Origin of the sequence: Nocardioides alpinus, from assembly GCF_900112035.1 — a bacterium.
GTDB lineage: Bacteria > Actinomycetota > Actinomycetes > Propionibacteriales > Nocardioidaceae > Nocardioides > Nocardioides alpinus.
This window is the reverse complement of sequence record NZ_FOKC01000001.1, coordinates 13,737-31,064: the sequence shown is the minus strand read 5'-3', so window position 1 is coordinate 31,064 and position 17,328 is coordinate 13,737. Positions and strand designations below refer to the sequence as shown.

Sequence of the window (17,328 nt, the reverse complement as noted above, 5' to 3'; positions counted from 1 at the left end):
GTTCCGGCTCACACATCGAGCCGCGGGGGGCATCCATGATCCGTACGACGTCCGTGATCGGACTGGTGGTGGCGCTGGCGCTGCCGTTGACCCAGGCCTCGCCCACCTCGGCCGCCCCGGCGGCTGCCGCGCAGGACCCGGTCCCGGTCCAGGGGTGGCCGCCGGCACCTCCCACGCAGCTCGTCATCACGACCGAGGGCGGGGCCGAGGTGGTCAGCAAGGACGACTACATCGACGCCACCGTCACCCTCGACGGCATCACCCACGTCACCGAGATCAAGGGACGCGGCAACTCCACGTGGGGCTGGGCCAAGAAGCCCTACAAGCTCAAGCTCGAGGAGGACGCGGCCCTCGTCGGTGACCAGGCGTTCGACGAGTGGGTGCTGCTCGCCGGCTACGCCGATCGCAGCGCGCTCCGCACCGCAGCCGCCTTCGCGATCGCGTCCCGCACCACCCTGAGGTGGACACCGGAGTTCCGGTTCGTGGACGTGGTGGTCAACGGCCGGCCCCGCGGCCTCTACATGCTCACCGAGCAGGTCGAGGAGGGCGACGGCCGGGTCGACCTCCCCGACGACGGGTTCCTGCTGGAGATCAACCAGCGCTACCTCCGCGACGACGAGCCGGGGTTCCGCACGCGGCGCGGTACGCCGGTGGCGTTCAAGGACCCCGACGAGGTGACCCGCAAGCAGCGACGTACGGTCCGGCGCGCGGTGCGCGAGCTCGAGGACGTGCTCTACCGCCCGGGCTTCGCTGACCGCAGGACCGGCTATGCGGCGCACGTCGACGTGAAGAGCGCCATCGACTGGTACCTCGTCCAGGAGCTGTTCCGCAACCAGGACTCCAACTTTCAGTCCAGCGTCCACGTGAGCTGGAAGCCGGGCGGTCGGTTCCGCTTCGGGCCGGTCTGGGACTTCGACCTGAGCGCGGGCACGCGCTTCCGCTCCCAGGACGGCACGCAGGGCTGGCACACGCGGCTCGGACGGCACTGGATCAGCCGGATGCTCGAGGACCCGACCTTCTCGGCCCGCGTGAAGAGCCGCTGGGCACGCCTGCGGCCCGTGGTCGACCAGGTGCTGAGCGAGATCCCCGGCGCGGGCACCACGCTGGCGGCCTCGGCGCAGGCCGACTGGCAGCTGTGGCACGCCGACGGGAGCGACCTGCCGTGGAGCGCCCACGCGAGCGACCACGCCGGTGAGGTCGAGTTCGTCCGCTCGTGGCTCACGGCCCGGTCCCGGTGGTTGAGTCGCAACGAGGTCAGGTTCGGCGCGCACCAGATGCGCACGCGCGAGCGTGACCGCACCGTCTGGGTGCCGGTGCAGCTGCAGGTGCCCGCTGCCACGGCCTTCTCCGTCGACTACCGGGTGCTGACGGGCACGGCGACGACGGGCACGGACTTCTACCCCGGCAGCGGCCGCGTCCAGTTCGGGCCGGGCGACCGGGTCCGCTACATCCCGGTGCAGATCCTCGGTGACGCGCTCGTCGAGGGCACCGAGACCCTCCTGCTCGAGCTGCAGACGCCACAGGGCGACGTCGTCCTCGGGTCGCCCCACGTGGTGCGGGTCAAGATCGACCCGCCCCGCTGACGTCGGCGCTCCGGGGCCTCAGCGTTCCCAGGGGAGGGGCCAGGGGTTGAAGGAGCACCCACCCGTTCCCTTGGACTGCTGCATCATCACCGGCGCCGGGCCGGACCCCGAGCAGCCGACGTGCCCGCGGCCGAGCCAGTGGCCGGTCTCGTGGTTGACCACGAGGTGGCGGTAGTCGCGCAGGCTGCGTCCCGCGGCGTTCCAGGCGGGCGAGGCGTGCTTCCAGCGCTCCTGGTTGATGATCACGAAGCGCCCGACGCGGCACGACCAGGTGGCCGAGCACGTCGGGGAGAACGACGGCACGAGCCGCGCCTCGGCGAGCACCAGCGTGAAGTCGCCGCCGCGCGGCACCCGGCGGAACTGGACCCCACCGGCTCGCCAGCCGCGCGCGTCGTCGTACGTCTCCTGGGCCAGGCGGGCGAACGCGCGCACGCGGGTGGCGATCCGACCCCGCGACGTGACGGAGTACGTCACCCGGCGGCGGACGGGGGTGGCGTGGTCGACGCGCCGGGTGCGCGGGGAGTCAGCCGTGGTCCAGGCGTGCCCTGCGGCCCGGACCTGCACCCGGAGGCTGATCCGCGCTCCGACGTCGAGGGCGGTGAGCCGGTGTCGCCGCTCCTTCGCCCCGCGGATCGGCACGCCGTCGCGGAGCCAGCGGTAGCGGGTCTCCTCCCGCTCGGGCGTCCAGCGACCGGGGAAGGCCTTCAGGGTCCGCCCCTGGCGCGCGGTGCCGTCCACGGCCGGCGGCTCCGTGGCGACGAGCTCGGGCAGCGTCGTGTCGACCTTCGCGGCCCCGGCGGGAGGGAGGCTCGCCAGGAGCAGGGCCAGCGCGGTGGCGAGTCCAGCGGTGAGGCGGATCACGGGCGCGTCAGCCAGCCGCTGGGTCCAGCGTCACGTCGAGGTCCAGGCCCGCGTTGTGCTCGCTGCCGGGCACTGCCGGCAGGTCGAGCAGGTCGAGGGCGAGGTTGGCGAGGTCGCCGTTGCGGACCGGCTGGCGCGGAGCGGCGTACGACGTCCGTCGGGCGCCTGGGTCCGCGTAGTCGGGGTTCAGGTCGTAGAGGTCGGAGCCGGGCGTGATGCCCGGGCCGCGGACCATGAAGGGGACGCGGTAGTTGGCCAGCGACCTCGCGTCGCTGTGGTCGGCGCCGAGGCCGCCGTGGTCGCTGGTCAGGATGACCGCCGTGCCGGCGGCGAGGGCCGGGGCGGACGCGACGGTGTCCAGGACCGAGCCGACCAGGGTGTCGGCCTGGCGGACCGCCTGCAGGTAGGCGCGCGACATGAATCCCCGATCGTGCCCGACGTTGTCGGGGAGCGAGAGGTGGAGGAACCGCAGCTCGCGGTCGGTGCTCAGGAGGTCGCGGTCGATCGCGTCGACCAGCGAGGGGTTGTCCAGCTTGATCACCATGCGGTCGATGCCGTCGGGCCACGAGCGCTTCCACAGCGAGAACTTGGTCTTGCTGGCGAAGACGGCGGCGGACCCGCCGGAGGCGTTGACGACGGAGAAGAGCGACTCGACCCCGTGCCCGGCGGCCTGCTGCACGGTCGTCGGCCTGCGCCGGTCGTCGTTCCAGGTCACGCCGTGGCCGCCGAGGCTGCGCTCGATGCGTCGCCCGGTGACCATGCCGGTGTGGTTGGGGAGGGTGATGGTGAGCTCGCGCTCGGTGCGCGCGTTGAGGGTGGAGGCACCGTCGGCAGCCAGCTCGTGCAGGTTCGGCGTGCCGCTGACCCCCAGCCGCTCGAGGGCCGTCGGGTTGAGCCCGTCGATCGAGATCGCGAGCACGGAGGTCACCGCGTCGTCGGCCGAGACCCGCTGGGGCGTGGACGGGGTGCCGGCGGGCTCCTGGGCCTGGGCGCAGCCCATGACGAGGCTCGAGCCGGCGAGCAGGGCGGCGAGGAGGACGGCGAGGGAGGGGCGGCGGCGCACCGGACGACAGTAACCCGGCACGGGCGGTGTGATGGGGCCGACGCTCTCGATGGCGTGACCCGCGACCACCCGACCGCCTAGCCTGAGCCCTGTGCCGACCCCCACGCCGCGGATGACCCCCGACGCCCCGATCGGCATCTTCGACTCCGGGTTCGGTGGTCTGACGGTCGCCCGCTCGGTGATCGACCAGCTGCCGCACGAGTCGGTCGTCTACCTCGGCGACACGGCCCGTCAGCCCTACGGCCAGAAGCCGATCGGCGAGGTGCGCGAATACGCCCTCGAGTGCCTCGACCACCTCTACGAGCAGGGCGTGAAGGCGCTGGTCATCGCGTGCAACTCGGCCAGCGCGGCCATGCTGCGCGACGCCCGCGAGCGCTACGACGTACCGGTCGTCGAGGTGATCCTCCCCGCTGCCCGTCGCGCCGCGGCCGCCACCCGCAACCGGAGGGTCGGGGTCATCTGCACGCGTGCCACGGCGAGCTCGATGGCCTACGACGACGCGTTCGCGGCGGCGCCCCACCTCGACCTGCACATCCAGGCCTGCCCGAGCTTCGTGGACTACGTGGAGCAGGGGGTCACCGGTGGTGACGAGCTGCTCGCCGCCGCGCACGCCTACCTCGACCCGCTGGCCGCTGCGGGCGTCGACACCCTCATCCTCGGTTGCACCCACTACCCCCTGCTGACGGGTGTCATCTCCTACGTCATGGGCGACGAGGTGACCCTGGTGAGCTCGGCGGAGGAGTGCGCCAAGGACGTCTACAAGATGCTTGCGAGCACCGGCCTGATGCGCGCGGGCGGCGAACCCGACTACTCGTTCTCGACGACCGGCAGCCCGGAGGACTTCGCGACCATCGGTCGTCGCTTCCTCGGCACCGAGCTGCTGAGCGCCACCCAGTTCGCCGGAGGTCGCCGATGAGGCTCACCATCGTCGGCTGCTCGGGCTCCTACCCCGGCCCCGAGTCCGCGGCGAGCTGCTACCTCCTCGAGGCCGAGCACGAGGGCCGGACCTGGCGGATCCTGCTCGACCTCGGCAACGGGGCGCTCGGCCAGCTGCACCGCTACGCCGACCCGCTGTCGATCGACGCGGTCCTCGTCAGCCACCTGCACGCCGACCACTGCCTCGACCTCTGCGGCTACTACGTGATGCGCAAGTACCACCCCACCGGCCCCCAGCCGCGGATCCCGGTCTGGGGTCCCGCGGGCACGGCCGAGCGGATGGCCCGGGCCTACGACCTGCCCGAGGACCCCGGCATGACGGAGGAGTTCGCCTTCCAGCACTACGACGGCCCGGTCGAGCTCGGCCCGTTCGTCATCGAGGCGCACGAGGTCGTCCACCCCGTCACGGCCTACGCCCTCAAGGTCACCGCGGGCGGTCGCACGGTCGTCTACTCGGGCGACACCGGGCCGTGCCCGGCCCTCGACGAGGTCGCGAGCGACGCCCACCTGCTGCTGGCCGAGGCGTCCTTCCAGACCGGCGACGACAACCCTCCCGACCTGCACCTGACCGGCGCCGACTGCGGACGTACGGCGTCGAAGGCGGGAGTCGAGCGGCTGGTGCTCACCCACATCCCGCCGTGGCACGACGCCGCGCGGGCCGAGGCCGAGGCGCGCGCCGAGTGGGCAGGTCCGCTCGACCTGGCCCGCGCGGGAGCGACGTACGACGTCTAGACGAGCCCGGCGTCGTGGACGACCATGGCGACCTGCACCCGGTTGGTGCAGTGGAGCTTGGTCAGCAGCCGCGACACGTGCGACTTCACCGTCGGGATCGAGAGGTAGAGCTCCGAGGCGATCTCGGAGTTGCTGAGCCCGCGCCCCACGCACACCGCGACCTCGAGCTCGCGCTCGGTGAGCGCGGTCAACCGCTCCGCGGCCGTGGTCGAGCGGTCGGTCGGCGTCGCGCTGCGCAGCCGCGAGACGAGGCTGCGGGTGGCGGACGGCGACAGCATCGCGTCGCCCGCGGCGACCGTGCGGATCGCCTGGACGATGTCGCCGGGCGGGGTGTCCTTGAGCAGGAAGCCGTCGGCGCCGGCGGCGATGGCCCGCAGGACGTGGTCGTCCGCGTCGAAGGTCGTCAGGACGACCACGGCGGGGGGAGTGGGGCGCTGGTGGAGCGCGTGCGTGGCCTCGAGGCCGTCCATCACCGGCATCCGGATGTCCATCAGCACCACGTGCGGGTCGAGCTCGGTCACGAGCGACAGTCCGGACGCGCCGTTGTCCGCCTCCCCGACCACCTCGATGTCGCCCTGGCCGCCGAGCATCAGCGACAGCGCCGACCGGACGAGAGGGTCGTCGTCGACGACCAGGACCCGGATCACGCCGTCCACGGCAGCCACGCATCCAGCACGAAGGTCGAGTCCTCGGTGCGCTGGTCGAGGCGGCCACCGCGCAGCTCCGTGCGCTCGCGCAGCCCGATCAGGCCCAGTCCGGCACCGGGGGCGCCAGCCCGTGCGGCGCCCAGCGGGTTGGCCAGCACGACGCGGATCCCCGAGTGCGGGTCACCGGTGGACCGGATCGCGACGACCGCTCCGGGCGCGTGCTTGCGCACGTTGGTGATGCCTTCCTGGACGATCCGGTAGACGGTGCGGCCGGTCGCCGGCGGCACTGGCGTCGCCTCGTCCACGTCGTCGGTCCAGTCGATGTCGAGGCCGAGCGTGCGAGCCTCCTCGACGAGCGCGGCGATGTCGTCGTACGTCGGTTGCGGGCGCGCCGTGGCCGGGCCGGGGTCGTCCGCGCGCAGGACGCCGAGCACGTCACGCAGCTCGTGGAGGGCGTCGTTGGCCTGGCCCTGGATCTGGCCGAGTCCCTCGCGCAGGCGGTCGCGGTCGAGGTCGTCGCGGAACGCCAGGGCGCCGGCCTGCATGGAGACCTGGGTGATCCGGTGGGCCAGCACGTCGTGCATCTCGCGCGCGATCCGGGCCCGCTCGGTCGATCGCGCCTGCGCGACCCGCAGCTCCTGCTCGCGCTCGGCGCGCTCGGCGCGGGTGCGCAGGTTCCAGATGATCTCGCGGCGGGAGCCGAGGTAGAGGCCCCAGCCCATCATCCCGGCGTTGACCGCGACGTTGACCGCGGTCGTGATGACCAGGTCGTTGTCCACGTACGGCGCGATGCTCGTGTAGGTCTGCGCGGCGGCGAAGTTGGCCACGCCGACCATCAGGACCTGCCAGCTGACGCGACGGGTGGCCACCGAGACGGCCGCCAGGGTGGCGGGGCCGGCCGCGATGCCCGACAGGGCGCTCATGACCGCGATCGCCAGGGCGATGCGCACCGGCGCGCGACGACGGAAGAAGACCAGGACGTAGGCGGCCGCACCCAAGGACACCTCGGCGACGAAGAGCATCCGGTGCTCGCGCCACTCGATGCCGGCGATCGACTGCCACACCGCCGCCGAGATGACCAGGCACAGCGCGTAGCGCCATGCGTGGGAGACCCAGGTCAGCTCGGGCTGGGTCTCGGCGACGGTCGGACGGGGCTCCACGCGCATCAGGGTAACCAGCGCATTTCCTACTTTGGTCGCAGTCGACCCCTCCTCCGGACGGATGCGCGGGCCGACGCCGGGGCGCGAAGGTGGAGATGCCACTGCGTGGAGGGAGCCGCGCGGCGTGGGGCGTCGCGCATCAAGCGTCCCCACGGGGTAGGGACCTTGCAGCCGGGTCCGGTCTCTCACGGGGGTGACCGGACCCGGCTGGGTCGTCTCCGGGCTGTCGTCTGCTGCCTCTAGGGTCGTGCCATGACTTCCGCACCCCGCGCCACGTCCCGAGAAGCCCGAGAAGACGGCCGCGCCGACGACGAGCTCCGCCCCATCACCCTCACCCGCCACTGGCTCGACCACGCCGCCGGCTCCGTGCTGGTGGAGTTCGGCGGCACCAAGGTGCTGTGCGCCGCGTCCGCGTCGCAGGGCGTGCCGCGCTGGCGCAAGGGATCGGGCCTGGGATGGGTCACCGCCGAGTACGCGATGCTCCCCGCCGCGACCAACACCCGCTCGGACCGCGAGTCGGTCAAGGGCCGGATCGGAGGCCGCACCCACGAGATCTCCCGCCTGATCGGCCGCTCGCTGCGTGCCGTCATCGACTACGAGGCCCTCGGCGAGAACACGATCGTGCTCGACTGCGACGTGCTCCAGGCCGACGGCGGCACCCGCACCGCCGCGATCACCGGGGCGTACGTCGCCCTGGCCGACGCAGTCGCGCACCTGCGGGCGACCGGCGCGCTCACCGGCGAGCCGCTCACCGGGTCGGTCGCTGCCGTCAGCGTCGGGATCATCGACGGCGTGCCGCGCCTCGACCTGCCCTACGTCGAGGACGTGCGCGCCGAGACCGACATGAACGTCGTGATGACCGGCGACGGCGCGTTCGTCGAGGTGCAGGGCACCGCGGAGGGTGCGGCCTTCGACCGCGCCGAGCTTGACGCGCTGCTCGACCTGGCCGGCAAGGGCTGCGCGGACCTGACGCTGCTCCAGCACGAGGCGCTCGCCCGGTGACCCGGATCTTCCTGGCCTCGGCCAACGCCAAGAAGATCCTCGAGATGCAGCGGATCCTCGCCGAGCACGTGCCGGACGTCGAGGTCCTCGGCATCAGCGACATCGACGGCTACGTCGAGCCGGTCGAGGACCAGCCGACCTTCGAGGGCAACGCGCTGCTGAAGGCGCGGGCCGGGGTTGCGGCTACGGGCCTGCCCTCGATCGCCGACGACAGCGGCCTCTGCGTCGACGCGCTCAACGGCATGCCGGGCGTGCTGTCGGCGCGGTGGTCGGGACCACCGCTCCACGACAAGAGGGGGGCCGACAGCCGCAACAACGCGCTGCTGCTGGCCCAGCTCCACGACGTGCCGGACGAGCGCCGCGGTGCACACTTCGCCTGTGCCGTGGCGTGGGTGCTCCCCGACGGGCGCGAGCGGGTGGTCGAGGGCCGGATGGACGGCCGGATCATCCGCGAGGAGCGGGGGAGCGGCGGCTTCGGCTACGACGTGGTCTTCGTGGCCGTGGAGCACGCCGACGCGGGCCTCACCTCCGCCGAGCTCGAGCCCGGCGAGAAGGACCGCATCTCGCACCGCGGGCGCGCGCTGCGCGAGCTGGCGCCCCACGTCGCCGCCGACCTGGTCACCGGACGGGCCTCAGGCTGACGCGGTCTCCCGGTCCGTGACCCGGCGCGAGACCCAGGTGCCCCAGAGCGCGGCGAACAGGAACATGATCAGCGAGTAGACCGCTGCCGGCACGGAGATCTCGACCTCGTCCAGCACCTCCACCGCGACGAAGATCGCGAGGGTGGCGTTGTGCACCCCGACCTCCATCGACGAGGCGATCGCCTGCGGGCCGGTGACGCCGAAGGCCTTCGGCACGAAGTAGCCGACGAGCAGGCTGATCGCGCAGAAGAGCGCGGCGATGAGGCCGACGTCGGCGAGGTAGTCGCCGACGCTCTCGATCTGGTCCAGCAGGATGCCGATGACCAGGATCGCGAGGATGACCGCCGAGCCGATGCGTACGGGCTTGTCCATGCGGCGCGCGAAGTCAGGTGCCCGGTTGTTGACCAGCATCCCGATCCCGACGGGCAGCAGGATCAGCGCGAACACCTTGACGATCTCGACCAACGGCATCGTGACGTCGTCCTGGCGGTCGTAGTAGGCGATCGCCAGGCCCGTGATCAGTGGCAGCGTCACTACGGCGATGACGGTGTTGATCGCGGTTAGCGTGATGTTGAGCGCCACGTCGCCGTGGAACAGGTGGCTGAAGAGGTTGGCCGTGGTGCCGCCCGGCGACGCCGCGAGCAGCATCATCCCGATGCCCAGCAGGGCAGGCAGGTCGAACAGCACGACCAGCCCGAAGCAGATCGCCGGCAGGAGCACGATCTGGCAGGCGAGCGCGATGCCCACCGCCTTCGGTGCGCGACCCACGCGCCTGAAGTCGTTGATCGTCAGGTCGAGTCCGAGGCCGAACATGATGATCGCGAGGGCGACGGGCAGTCCGACGGTGGTCAGCGCTGAGTCCATGCGCGGACCCTAGTGGTGACGGGGGTCACACGGGGTCGAACGCGCACGAAGCATGGGTGCCGAAGGCGGGAGTCGAACCCGCACGCCCTGGGGCACGGCGTCCTAAGCGCCGCGTGTCTACCGTTCCACCACTTCGGCTGGCCGGACCAGACTAGTTCTCGGGCTGCTCGCTGCCTGGCGTGGCCCCTCGTCCCCGGTGCCCGCCGCCGCGCGTACTGCTCCGCCAACTCACCAGTTGGCGACGTGGGGGCCTCGGAGGTGGTGCTCGGCCGCCCCAACCCGCCAACTCACCGGTTGGCTGGCCAACTCACGAGTTGGCGGGTTGGGGAGGGAGGCCGATGCTCAGTCGATGCCCAGGTCTCGCCGCAGCTTCGCCACGTGCCCGGTGGCCTTGACGTTGTACTGCGCGAGCTCGACATTGCCGGCCTCGTCGATCACGAAGGTCGAGCGGATGACCCCCTCGACCTCCTTGCCGTAGAGCAACTTCCTGCCGAAGGCGCCGTACGCCCGGTGCACCGCGAGGTCCTCGTCCGACAGCAGGGTGAGCGTCAGCGCGTCGCGCTCACGGAACTTCGCGAGCTTGGCCGGCTTGTCCTTGGAGACGCCGAGCACCTCGTAGCCGGCGCCGCGCAGCGAGTCGAGAGACTCGGAGAAGTCGCACGCCTGCTTGGTGCAGCCAGGGGTCATCGCGGCCGGGTAGAAGTAGAGGATCACCTTCTTGCCGCGCAGGTCGGAGAGCGTCACCTGGTCCTCGGTGTCGCTGGTGAGGGTGAAGTCGGGGGCGGTGTCGCCGGTGGCGAGGCGGTCGGTCATCTCGGTCCTGTTCGGTCGAAGTGAGAAGTCGTACCAATCCGAATGATTGGCTGTTGCGAACTCATCGCAATAAGGTCGTGGTGTGCCGGCCCGGTTCGGGGGATCCGGGTCGGCCACCAGACATCCAAGCAGTCATCTGAGATCTGGAGCAGACATGCACGTACCCGACGGCTTCCTCGATGCACCGACGTCGCTGGCGACGGGCGTCGTGGCGGTGGGCGGCGTCGCGCTCGCGCTCCGCGGTGCCCGCCGTGAGCTCGATGACCGCACGGCCCCGATGGCGGGCCTGGTCGCGACCTTCGTCTTCGCCGCCCAGATGATCAACTTCCCGGTCGGCGCCGGCACCAGCGGCCACCTGATGGGCGGCGCGCTGGCTGCGGTGCTCGTCGGTCCATGGACCGCGATCCTCTGCATGGCGGTCGTGCTGCTGGTGCAGGGCCTGCTGATGGCCGACGGGGGGATCACCGCCCTCGGCACCAACATCACGCTGATGGGCCTGATCACGGTCGGTGTCGGCTGGGGTGTCTTCGTGGTCCTGCGTCGTGTGCTCCCGTCGCGGATCTCGATGGTCGCGCCGAGTGCTGCCTTCGCGGCGTTCGTCAGTGTCCCGATCGCCGCGCTCGTCTTCACCGGGCTCTTCGCGGTCGGCGGCACGGCGCCGGTCGACCTGCAGGCCGTCCTCATCGCGATGCTCGGCTGGCACACGCTGATCGGCCTCGGGGAGGCTGCGGTCACCGGCCTCGTCGTCGGCAGCGTGGTGGCGACCCGACCCGACCTCGTCCACGGTGCTCGTCCGTTCGTCGCCGCACGTGACCTCGAGATCCGCGTCCCCCAGGTGGTGGCCCCGTGAGCACTCGTCCCAGCAACCGCGCGTTCTTCGTCTCCTTCCTCCTGGTCTCGCTCCTCGTGGCGGGCGTGGCGAGCTACTACGCCAGCGCCCACCCCGACGGGCTCAACTACGTCGCCCAGAAGACCGGCTTCATCGACGCCGAGACCCCGCACCAGACCTCCGACAGCCCGTTCGCGGGCTACGCGACCGAGGGCGTCGACGACGACCGGCTCAGCGGCGGTCTGGCCGGTGTCGTCGGTGTCGTGGTGATGCTCGGCCTCAGCACCGCCCTGTTCTGGTCGCTGCGCCGCAGGGGCGCCGCCACCGAGGAGCCCGCGGCCTCCGACGAGCAGGCGCACGCCGACAGCAGGGCCTGATGGGCGCCGGGCACGGCCACCGGCTCTTCTTCCACGGGCACAGCGCGGTCCACCGCGCGCCGGCCCACCTCAAGCTGCTCGCGCTGGTCGGCTTCATGCTGGTCGTCGTCGCCACGCCTCGGGACTGGTATGCGGCGTACGCCGTCGAGGCGATCGTCCTGCTCGCGGTGATCGCGCTGTCCGGCGTCCCGGTGGGCTACCTGGCGCCGCGGATGGTGATCGAGCTGCCGTTCGCGCTGTTTGCCGTCCTGGTGCCCTTCATCTCCCACGGGCCGCGCATCGAGGTCCTCGGCGTCACCGTCTCCGAGCCCGGGCTGTACGCCGCCATCGCCCTGCTGATCAAGGGGACGATCGGCGTGCTGGCGTCGCTGACCCTGGCCGCGACGACCGAGCCGCAGGACCTGCTCCGCGGCCTGCAACGGCTGCGGATGCCGGACCTGATCGTGCAGATCATGGGCTTCATGATCCGCTACCTCGATGTCGTCACGGCCGAGCTGACCCGGATGATGACGGCGCTGAAGTCCCGTGGCTGCGACCCGCGGTCACCGCGCCACTGGCCGGTGCTCGCGCGCTCGCTGGGGGCGTTGTTCATCCGGTCCTACGAGCGCGGCGAGCGCGTGCACCTGGCCATGCTGAGCCGTGGCTACGACGGTAGGTTGCCGTCCGTGGAGAACGCGTGAGCACCCCCGTCCTGGACGTCCGCGGCCTGGCCTTCGCCTACCCCGACGGCCACCAGGCCCTCTTCGGCGTCGACCTCCACGTCCACGAGGGGGAGCGGGTCGCCCTGCTCGGGCCCAACGGGGCTGGCAAGACCACCCTCGTGCTGCACCTCAACGGCATCCTCACCGGCGGCCGCGGGGCCGTCTCGGTGAGCGGCCTGCCCGTCGTCAAGGAGCACCTCAAGGAGATCCGGCGCCGCGTCGGCATCGTCTTCCAGGACCCCGACGACCAGCTGTTCCTCGGCACCGTCCGCCAGGACGTCGCCTTCGGCCCGGCCAACCTCGGGCTCAAGGGCCCCGAGCTCGACCGCCGGGTGATGGACTCGCTGGACAGGGTGGGCATGGCCGACTTCGTCGACCGTCCGCCCCACCACCTGTCGTACGGCCAGCGGCGCCGCGTCGCGGTCGCCACGGTCCTGGCGATGGAGCCGGAGATCCTGGTCCTCGACGAGCCGTCCTCCAACCTCGACCCGGCGTCGCGTCGCGAGCTGGCGGACATCCTGCGCAGCCTCGACGTGACGGTCCTGATGGTCACCCACGACCTGCCCTACGCGCTCGAGCTGTGCCCCCGCAGCATCGTCCTCAGCGAGGGCGTCGTGGTGGCCGACCGGCCCACCTTCGACGTGCTCACCGACGAGGCGCTGATGGCGGCCCACCGGCTGGAGCTGCCCTGGGGCTTCGACCCCCGCCGCATTGATAGCCTGCCCGCGTGACCCAGGACATGAGCGCGCTCGAGCGCGAGATCGAGGAGACGCGCCAGCGCCTCGCATCGACCATCGACCAGCTCGCGCACCGCGCCCACCCCAAGACCATCGTCGGACGCCAGGTGACGACGGTGAAGTCGCACTTCGTCGACCTCGAGTCCGGTGCCCCGCGCACCGACAACATCCTCAAGGTCGCGGGCGCCGTCGTCGGGGTCATCGCCTTCTTCGCCCTCGCCCGAAGGGTCGCCCGCTGAGCGCCCCGATCAAGATGCTGCACGACCGCGTCCTCGTCGAGGTGGACCAGGAGGCGGGTGAGCGTCGCTCCAGCGGCGGCATCGTGATCCCCGCGACCGCGGCCATGGGCGCACGCCGGCTGGCGTGGTCGCGGGTGATCGCCGTCGGTCCGCACGCGCGGGCCGTCGAGATCGGCGACCGGGTGCTCTTCGATCCCGAGGACAAGGCCGAGGTCGAGCTCCAGGGCGAGGTCTACGTCGTCATGCGCGAGCGCGACGTCCACGCCGTCGCGGCCGAACGCCTCGAGGCCGGGTCCACCGGGCTGTACCTGTGAGGGGCCTCTGATGGCCTACCTCGTCAAGCAGTCCCACCGCGCCCCGGCCGTCACCGAGCCCGTGCCGGTCGACGACTCGCTGCCCCGCGCCTGCGTCATCGGGGCCGGCTCGTCGGGCATCGCCGCGGCCAAGCAGCTCTACCTCGCCGGCATCGGCTTCGACTGCTTCGAGATGGGGAGTGACATCGGCGGCACGTGGGTCCTCGACAACTCCAACGGGCAGTCCGCCTGCTACGACACCCTCGAGATCAACACCTCGTGCCCCCGCATGGCCTACTCCGACTTCCCGATGCCCGAGGACTACCCGGCCTACGCCCGGCACGACCAGGTCCACGCCTACTTCCAGCACTACGTCGACCACTTCGGCTTCCGGCACACGATCACGTTCGACACGACCGTCGAGGACGTCTCCCGCACCGCCGACGGCCGCTGGGACGTCCGGATCTCCGGGCCGGACGGCACCGAGACCCGGACGTACGACGCCGTGCTGGTCGCCAACGGCCACCACTGGGACCCGCGCTGGCCCGAGCCGGCCTATCCCGGCGACTTCGCCGGTGAGCAGATCCACGCCCACGACTACCGCTCCCGCGCGCAGCTCGAGGGCCGCGACGTGGTCGTGGTCGGGGCGGGCAACTCCGCCATGGACATCGCGGTCGAGGCGTCCTTCCACGCGCGTACGACGACCTGGTCGGTGCGTCGGACCGAGTGGGTGCTCGGCAAGTTCTTCCTGGGCAAGCCCAGCGACCAGGGGCTGCTGCCGCCCGGCTGGGTGCCGTGGTGGGTCACTGCGCTGCGCCTGCGGATCGGCGCCGTCACCGCCGGCGGGAGCATGGCCGAGTACGGCCTGCCGACACCGAGCCACAAGCCCGGCCAGTCGCACCCGGTGCAGTCGGAGAAGATCCGCGAGCGGCTCGCCGCAGGCGCGGTGAGCGCGCGGCCAGGCATCGAGCGCCTCGACGGCGACGGGATCGTCTTCGTCGACGGCACGAGGGCGCCGGCCGACCTCGTCGTGTGGGCCACCGGCTACCACGTGAGCTTCCCCTTCCTGTCTCCCGAGCTCCTCGCGGCCCGCGACAACGACCTGCCGTTGTGGAAGCGGGCCGTGCACCCCGGGCTGCCGGGCCTGTTCTTCCTCGGCCTCCTGCAACCCCTCGGCGCCGTGATGCCGCTGGCCGAGGCGCAGGCGACGTGGATCGCCGAGATCCTCACCGGCACCTATGTCCCCCCGTCCGACTCCGTGGTCCGGCGCCAGATGGCGGCCGAGCACGAGCGCGACACCCAGCAGTTCTACGCCTCGCCCCGGCACACCATGGAGGTCGACTTCGACCACTACCTGTGGGACCTCGAGCGCGAGCGCAAGAAGGGACGAGCCCGTGCTTCGTCGTAGATTCGCCCGCCTGGTCCTGCGTGCCGTCCGCTGGAAGGTGGTCGGTGAGGTGCCCGAGCGCGGGGTCCTCGTCGGTGCGCCGCACACGTCCAACTGGGACTGGGTGCTGACCATGCTGCTGGCCTGGTCCTACGGCATCACGATCCGGCTGCTGGTCAAGGAGGAGCTCTTCGTCGGCCCGCTGGGCTGGCTGCTGCGCCGCACCGGAGCGGTCGAGCTGGACCGCAAGAACCCCGGCCGCACGATCAAGGAGCTGCTGGCCGAGTCGGAGAGCGACGACCCGTGGCTGATCGGCCTCGCCGCCGAGGGCACCCGGTCCCGCGGGACGCACTGGAAGTCCGGGTTCTACCGGATCGCCCAGCAGACGGGGCTCTCGATCACCCTGGCCTTCATCGACGCCCCGTCGCGCACGGTCGGCTGGGGCCCGACGTTCCATCCCACGGGGGACGTCGTCGCCGACATGGACGTCGTCCGAGCGTTCTACGCCGACAAGACCGGCATCAGGCCGGAGAACTTCACGCCTCCGGTGCTGCGCGAAGAGGGCCGCACCGAGGGGTGAGCCCCGCCCTCCGAAAGGGTGTGGCCGATTTCCCGCCGGTCGAGGTGGTGGCTACGTTGAGGGCTCAACCGAAGGGAGCATGTCATGGCGCTGTTGCTGTGGATCCTTGCCGTCATCCTCGTGGTGTCCGGCATCATCTCGCTGGTCCGGGGCCAGATGTTGTGGGGCGTCGTCCTCATCATCGTCGGTCTCCTGGTCGGCCCCGGTGGAGTCAGTCTCTTCACCAAGTAGGCACAAGCAGACATGCGACGAGCCGGCCCCCGGGGGGCCGGCTCCTTGCATTTCGCGGTGTCGCGCCCGCTCAGTCGGGGTCGAGGATCCGGCGCACCGGTTCGCTGACCGGAAGTGCTGCGGCCCGACGATCCGCTGCGGCTGCCTCGACCTCGCGTCCCAGGCGCCGCAGCACGACCGCGCGGGACGCGTGCCAGTAGGCGTATCCGTCCAGTCCCGCCACCTGGTCGAGCAGTGCCAGCGCGGGTGCTGGTCCGGCCAGCTCACCGATGGCCACGGCTCGATTGAGGGCCACCACGGGCGACGGGTCGACCACCAGGAGCAGGTCGTACCACGACACGATCGCGGCCCAGTCGGTGTCCTCCCAGCGCGGGGCGAGGGCGTGGCACGCGGCGAGCGCGGCCTGGACCACGAAGCGGTGCGGCCGGTCGCCCGAGCGGCGCAGGGCAGCCCCCACGAGGTCCACCCCTTCATGGATCAGCGCGGTGTCCCAGAGCGACCGGTCCTGGTCGGCCAGGAGCACCGCTCGTCCGTCGTCGTCGAGCCGGGCGGCGTGACGCGAGTCCTGGAGCAGCATCAGGGCCAGCAGGCCGAGCGCAGCGGCGTCGTCGGGCTGCAGGGCCACGAGCAACCGGGCCAGTCGCACTGCCTCCGCCACCAGGGCCGGCCGGGTGAGGTCGCTCCCCGAGGTCGCGGCGTACCCCTCGTTGAAGACCAGGTGCACCGTGGTCAGCACCCCCTCCCACCGGTCGGGCAGCTCGTGGTCGGGCGGCACGACGTAGGGGATGCCGGCGACCTTGATCTTCCGGCGCGTCCGGACCAGCCGCTTCGCGACGGCGTCCGGGGTGCTGAGCAGCGCACGCGCGATCTCCGCCTCGGTGAGCCCGCAGAGGGTGCGCAGGGCCAGCGCCACCTGACCGGCCGGCGCCAGGCTGGGGTGGCAGCAGGTGAAGAGCAGCCGGAGCAGGTCGTCCTGCAGGGCACCCGGGTCGAGGTCGTCGGTCCAGCCGCCGCGCAGCTCGGGGTCCTCGGCCACGGCTCGCTCCTCCCTGGCTCCGCGGCTGCGCGCCTGGCGCAGCAGGTCGATGGCCCGGCGTCGCGCCGTGACGCGCAACCAGGCGACGGGACTGGGAGGTACACCGTCGCGCGCCCACGTCTCGAGGGCGCGGACCACGGCGTCCTGCACGGCGTCCTGGGCCAGCTCGAGGTCTCCCACCTGTCGCACCAGGGTGGCCAGCACGTCGCGTCCCGACTCACGCACCAGCTCCGCCAGCTCGGCGTCGGACCCGGGCACCGCTGCGTCAGCCCATCGGGATGACGGGGCGCACCTCGACAGCCCCGTTCCACGCGGCGGGGATGGTCGCGGCGACCTGGATGGCGTGGTCGAGGTCGGTGCACTCGAGCAGGAAGAAGCCGGTCAGCACCTCCTTGGTCTCGGCGTAGGGGCCGTCCGAGACGACCACCTCGCCACCCTTGCCCTCGGCACGCACGGTGGTGGCCGTCGCGGTCGGGAACAGCGCGGCACCACCGCGCATGATCGCGGCTGCCGCCTGCCCGAAGGCGGCGTACTCGCCCATCTCCTCCGCCTGCTCCGGGGCGGTCCAGTCGACGTCGTGGGTGTAGGTGATCGCGGCGTACAGGGACATGTCGGC

The 17,328-nt window shown here is 71.8% G+C and carries 22 protein-coding genes and 1 tRNA gene; 14 read left to right on the top strand and 9 right to left on the bottom strand.

The window, feature by feature from the left end; all coding sequences use genetic code 11:
* The first annotated feature begins 35 nt into the window (after positions 1-35).
* The gene (locus BM127_RS00170; RefSeq protein ID WP_091192871.1) at positions 36-1,583 is read left to right on the top strand and encodes a CotH kinase family protein; all 1,548 of its coding nucleotides are present in this window, start codon (positions 36-38) and stop codon (positions 1,581-1,583) included.
* Between the two features lie 18 nt (positions 1,584-1,601).
* On the opposite strand, the gene BM127_RS00165 is transcribed toward BM127_RS00170, so the two are convergent.
* Both BM127_RS00165 and BM127_RS00160 read right to left on the bottom strand, forming a co-directional pair.
* Positions 1,602-2,444 (bottom strand): DUF3152 domain-containing protein, encoded by an 843-nt coding sequence (locus BM127_RS00165; RefSeq protein ID WP_091192866.1) that lies wholly within the window; start codon positions 2,442-2,444, stop codon positions 1,602-1,604.
* A 7-nt stretch (positions 2,445-2,451) separates the two neighbouring features.
* Entirely contained in the window at positions 2,452-3,507 is a 1,056-nt protein-coding gene (locus tag BM127_RS00160; protein WP_139227520.1) for an alkaline phosphatase family protein, read from the bottom strand.
* A 112-nt stretch (positions 3,508-3,619) separates the two neighbouring features.
* Here BM127_RS00160 and murI point away from each other — a divergent pair, with 112 nt between their 5' ends.
* Both murI and BM127_RS00150 read left to right on the top strand, forming a co-directional pair.
* Positions 3,620-4,423, top strand: a complete 804-nt coding sequence (gene murI / locus BM127_RS00155; protein WP_091192859.1) for a glutamate racemase — start codon at positions 3,620-3,622, stop codon at positions 4,421-4,423.
* Positions 4,420-5,175 carry an MBL fold metallo-hydrolase gene (locus BM127_RS00150; protein WP_091192856.1) on the top strand — a complete coding sequence of 252 codons (756 nt, stop codon included), beginning with the start codon at positions 4,420-4,422 and terminating at the stop codon, positions 5,173-5,175. Before murI ends, BM127_RS00150 begins: the two co-directional genes overlap by 4 nt.
* Here the strand turns inward: BM127_RS00150 and BM127_RS00145 are convergent.
* Together BM127_RS00145 and BM127_RS00140 are read right to left on the bottom strand one after the other, a co-directional pair.
* Entirely contained in the window at positions 5,172-5,840 is a 669-nt protein-coding gene (locus BM127_RS00145) for a response regulator (protein ID WP_269800908.1), read from the bottom strand. The two genes, BM127_RS00150 and BM127_RS00145, sit on opposite strands and share 4 nt — an antisense overlap.
* Positions 5,819-6,982 carry a sensor histidine kinase gene (locus BM127_RS00140; RefSeq protein WP_231263153.1) on the bottom strand — a complete coding sequence of 388 codons (1,164 nt, stop codon included), beginning with the start codon at positions 6,980-6,982 and terminating at the stop codon, positions 5,819-5,821. Before BM127_RS00140 ends, BM127_RS00145 begins: the two co-directional genes overlap by 22 nt.
* A 252-nt stretch (positions 6,983-7,234) precedes the next feature.
* On the opposite strand from BM127_RS00140, the gene rph reads away from it, so the two are divergent.
* Both rph and rdgB read left to right on the top strand, forming a co-directional pair.
* Positions 7,235-7,984, top strand: coding sequence for a ribonuclease PH (rph, locus tag BM127_RS00135; protein WP_091192852.1), 750 nt, complete (start codon positions 7,235-7,237; stop codon positions 7,982-7,984).
* Complete coding sequence (gene rdgB / locus BM127_RS00130; protein WP_091192850.1) at positions 7,981-8,625, top strand: RdgB/HAM1 family non-canonical purine NTP pyrophosphatase; 645 nt, start codon at positions 7,981-7,983, stop codon at positions 8,623-8,625. The genes rph and rdgB overlap by 4 nt, the downstream gene beginning before the upstream one ends.
* Here rdgB and BM127_RS00125 read toward each other — a convergent pair.
* The 3 genes from BM127_RS00125 to bcp form a co-directional block, all read right to left on the bottom strand.
* Complete coding sequence (locus BM127_RS00125) at positions 8,617-9,489, bottom strand: bile acid:sodium symporter family protein (protein ID WP_091192848.1); 873 nt, start codon at positions 9,487-9,489, stop codon at positions 8,617-8,619. The genes rdgB and BM127_RS00125 overlap by 9 nt on opposite strands.
* A gap of 57 nt (positions 9,490-9,546) precedes the next feature.
* Positions 9,547-9,627: transfer RNA gene (locus tag BM127_RS00120), tRNA-Leu, on the bottom strand.
* Between the two features lie 204 nt (positions 9,628-9,831).
* Positions 9,832-10,302: a thioredoxin-dependent thiol peroxidase gene (gene bcp, locus BM127_RS00115; protein WP_091192846.1), complete on the bottom strand. Its 471-nt coding sequence runs from the start codon at positions 10,300-10,302 to the stop codon at positions 9,832-9,834.
* A gap of 154 nt (positions 10,303-10,456) precedes the next feature.
* Here bcp and BM127_RS00110 point away from each other — a divergent pair, with 154 nt between their 5' ends.
* From BM127_RS00110 to BM127_RS22040, 9 genes are all read left to right on the top strand, one after another.
* Positions 10,457-11,152, top strand: a complete 696-nt coding sequence (locus BM127_RS00110; RefSeq protein ID WP_175507289.1) for an energy-coupling factor ABC transporter permease — start codon at positions 10,457-10,459, stop codon at positions 11,150-11,152.
* A complete protein-coding gene (locus BM127_RS22045; protein ID WP_175507288.1) occupies positions 11,149-11,508 on the top strand; it encodes a PDGLE domain-containing protein in 360 nt (119 codons plus the stop codon). The genes BM127_RS00110 and BM127_RS22045 overlap by 4 nt, the downstream gene beginning before the upstream one ends.
* Positions 11,508-12,188 (top strand): cobalt ECF transporter T component CbiQ, encoded by a 681-nt coding sequence (gene cbiQ / locus BM127_RS00105; RefSeq protein WP_091192845.1) that lies wholly within the window; start codon positions 11,508-11,510, stop codon positions 12,186-12,188. Before BM127_RS22045 ends, cbiQ begins: the two co-directional genes overlap by 1 nt.
* Complete coding sequence (locus tag BM127_RS00100; RefSeq protein WP_091192843.1) at positions 12,185-12,940, top strand: energy-coupling factor ABC transporter ATP-binding protein; 756 nt, start codon at positions 12,185-12,187, stop codon at positions 12,938-12,940. Before cbiQ ends, BM127_RS00100 begins: the two co-directional genes overlap by 4 nt.
* Positions 12,937-13,185 (top strand): DUF3618 domain-containing protein, encoded by a 249-nt coding sequence (locus BM127_RS00095; protein ID WP_091192841.1) that lies wholly within the window; start codon positions 12,937-12,939, stop codon positions 13,183-13,185. Before BM127_RS00100 ends, BM127_RS00095 begins: the two co-directional genes overlap by 4 nt.
* Before the next feature lie 14 nt (positions 13,186-13,199).
* Positions 13,200-13,499: a GroES family chaperonin gene (locus tag BM127_RS00090; protein WP_091192840.1), complete on the top strand. Its 300-nt coding sequence runs from the start codon at positions 13,200-13,202 to the stop codon at positions 13,497-13,499.
* A 10-nt stretch (positions 13,500-13,509) separates the two neighbouring features.
* A complete protein-coding gene (locus BM127_RS00085; RefSeq protein ID WP_091192839.1) occupies positions 13,510-14,886 on the top strand; it encodes a flavin-containing monooxygenase in 1,377 nt (458 codons plus the stop codon).
* Positions 14,873-15,445 carry a 1-acyl-sn-glycerol-3-phosphate acyltransferase gene (locus BM127_RS00080; protein ID WP_091192837.1) on the top strand — a complete coding sequence of 191 codons (573 nt, stop codon included), beginning with the start codon at positions 14,873-14,875 and terminating at the stop codon, positions 15,443-15,445. The genes BM127_RS00085 and BM127_RS00080 overlap by 14 nt, the downstream gene beginning before the upstream one ends.
* Before the next feature lie 84 nt (positions 15,446-15,529).
* Positions 15,530-15,676 (top strand): GPGG-motif small membrane protein, encoded by a 147-nt coding sequence (locus tag BM127_RS22040; protein ID WP_175507287.1) that lies wholly within the window; start codon positions 15,530-15,532, stop codon positions 15,674-15,676.
* 70 nt (positions 15,677-15,746) lie between these two features.
* Here the strand turns inward: BM127_RS22040 and BM127_RS00075 are convergent, their stop codons facing one another.
* The gene (locus tag BM127_RS00075) at positions 15,747-16,970 is read right to left on the bottom strand and encodes an RNA polymerase sigma factor (RefSeq protein WP_091192836.1); all 1,224 of its coding nucleotides are present in this window, start codon (positions 16,968-16,970) and stop codon (positions 15,747-15,749) included.
* Between the two features lie 7 nt (positions 16,971-16,977).
* Positions 16,978-17,322, bottom strand: a complete 345-nt coding sequence (locus BM127_RS00070; protein ID WP_091192833.1) for a YciI family protein — start codon at positions 17,320-17,322, stop codon at positions 16,978-16,980.
* Between the last annotated feature and the right edge of the window lie 6 nt (positions 17,323-17,328).